This window comes from Pseudonocardia nigra (assembly GCF_019396355.1).
GTDB classification, from domain to species: domain Bacteria; phylum Actinomycetota; class Actinomycetes; order Mycobacteriales; family Pseudonocardiaceae; genus Pseudonocardia; species Pseudonocardia nigra.
The window spans coordinates 1-2,143 of sequence record NZ_JAHKRK010000420.1; the positions used below are offsets into that span (position 1 = coordinate 1).

General features: G+C 75.7%; 2 protein-coding genes and 1 pseudogene. 1 reads left to right on the forward strand and 2 read right to left on the reverse strand.

All coding sequences use genetic code 11. The annotated features are described in order from the left end of the window. Positions 1–157: 157 nt before the first annotated feature. Positions 158–1,072, forward strand: a complete 915-nt coding sequence (locus KME75_RS41155; protein ID WP_219420404.1) for a DMT family transporter — start codon at positions 158–160, stop codon at positions 1,070–1,072. A gap of 396 nt (positions 1,073–1,468) precedes the next feature. Here the strand turns inward: KME75_RS41155 and KME75_RS46480 are convergent, their stop codons facing one another. Then, positions 1,469–1,804 carry a winged helix-turn-helix domain-containing protein gene (locus KME75_RS46480; protein WP_219420405.1) on the reverse strand — a complete coding sequence of 112 codons (336 nt, stop codon included), beginning with the start codon at positions 1,802–1,804 and terminating at the stop codon, positions 1,469–1,471. Between the two features lie 59 nt (positions 1,805–1,863). Continuing rightward, positions 1,864–2,097: pseudogene (locus tag KME75_RS47345) on the reverse strand (ArsR/SmtB family transcription factor); the annotation flags it as partial. Positions 2,098–2,143 lie beyond the last annotated feature (46 nt).

Here is a 2,143-nt window from a genome sequence, read left to right on the forward strand (position 1 = left end):
AGAACCCGGCCGCGTCGTCGAACAGATCGACCTGACGATCAGCGCGCCCCAACGTCACCCCGAGATCCTCCCGCGGCGCGCCGCCCAGCAGGGCGACCGCCACGCGAAAGACACCAGCCACCTAGGGTCGTTGCATGCTGTCCCGACGGCGGGTGCCGTGAGCAGGCGCGGCTGGCTCCTGTTCGCCGCGATGAGCCTCATCTGGGGCGTGCCCTACCTGATGATCAAGGTGGCCGTCGAGGGCGTGTCGGTACCGGTCCTGGTGTTCGTGCGCACCGCAGTGGGCGCCGCCGTCCTGTTGCCGCTGGCCCTGCGCAGCGGCCCACTTCGGGAGCTGCGCCGGCACTGGCGCCCGCTGGCGGCCTTCGCCGCGCTGGAGATCATCGTCCCGTGGTGGCTGCTGTCGGACGCCGAACGCCATCTGACCAGCTCGATGACCGGCCTGCTCATCGCGGCGTCCCCGATCATCGCGGTGGTGGTGGCCCGCCTGACCGGTGACGCCGAACGGCTCGACACCCTGTTGCGGTGGGCCGGGTTGGGCGTGGGGCTCGTCGGCGTGGCCGTCCTGGCCGCACCCGAGCTGCGCGGCGGGGACGCCTGGGCGATCACCGAGGTGCTGCTGGTGGCAGCGTGTTACGCCACGGCCCCGCTCATCGCCGCACGTCGCCTGCGAGACGTGCCGGCCCTGCCCATGACCGCGGTGTGCCTCACGTTCGCGGCGCTCGTGTACACGCCCCCGGCGATCCTCACCTGGCCGGACGCGGTACCGGGGCCCCGGGTGCTGGCCGCGCTGGCCGGGCTCGCGCTCGTCTGCACCGCGCTGGCCTTCCTCGTGTTCTTCGCGCTCATCCGGGAGGTCGGCCCGTCCCGGGCGCTGGTGTTCACCTACGTCAACCCGGCGGTCGCCGTCGTCGCGGGCGTGCTGGTGCTCGCGGAGCCGCTCTCGGCGTCGATCCTCGTGGCGTTCGCGCTGATCCTCGGCGGCTCGGTGTTGGCGACGGCCCGCCCGCCCGCTAGATCGGGCGGTGTGCGGCGGCGGACCGGACGGCTGCGGAACACGATCGGCTCCTGACGACGCGCCGCCCCCGGCGGGAGGGGGGTGGCCAGGACGTCCAGGGTCAGCCGCTCGATCAGCGCATCGGCACCGAACCGGTAGCCGAAGTCGGCGTACGCGCGCGGCTCGCGCGCGATCAGCTCGCCGATCGGCCCCGGATGCACCCGCGTCGCACGCAGGGCCGCCGGGGCGCACCCGGGTGAGCTCCGCGATCGGGATGCGCCCGGGCCGGTCGAAGATCCTCGTGTCCATCCCTCGCCCCTCCCCGTGCCACGGTCGCGCGGGCGGGGCGGCAGGTCAGTACGCAGAAGTGCGTAGCGGGCGTCAGAGGGCCGGTGTGCCGAATTCGCCGTCCTCGGCGGGCGTTCGGGCCTGCCCGCGCTGCGCGCCCGTGCCGGCACCAGTCCTCCCCTGTCACCCGGATGCGTCACCGCTCGCGGCCACGAGGTCGCCGGCGAGCGCGGTGCGCGCGTACAGCACGACCGGCCCGCTGCGGTGCGCGGTGACCAGGCCCGCGGCGCGCAGCCGCGCCAGGTGCTCCGACACGCCACCCGCGGCGAGGGCGATGCGCCGGGCCAGCTCGGTGGTCGACGCCGGCGATTCCAGCTCGGCGAGCAGCCGGGCCCGGGAGCGCCCGAGCACTCCGGCGAGCCCGTCGGCGACCGCGACCGGTGGGCTCCACAGGGCCGCGGTGCCACGCGCCGGGTACCGCAGGACGGGCGGCCAGGCCGGCGCGACCTTCGCGAACACCGGGGCCAGGTGAACGCGCTCGGCACCAGGACGAGGCCGCGGCCGTCGAGCCGGTGCACGGTCCGGGTGGCCGCGCCCGCGACGACGACCGTGCCGTCCACCCAGCGGACGGCGGGGTCGAGCTCGCCCAGCAGCACGCCGACACCGCCCGCGGCGAGCCGGCGCGCGCGGTGCAGGATGTCGGCCTCCAGCAGGGCGGGCACCCGCGGCCATTCGGGCGCGAGGACCGTGTCGAACCAGGCCGCGGCCTGCTCGGCCAGCTCCCGCAGCCCGGCCGCCGGATCGGCCGCCATCCACCGCTGGTGGACAGCCCGGCGACGACGTCGAACGGCCCCCCCA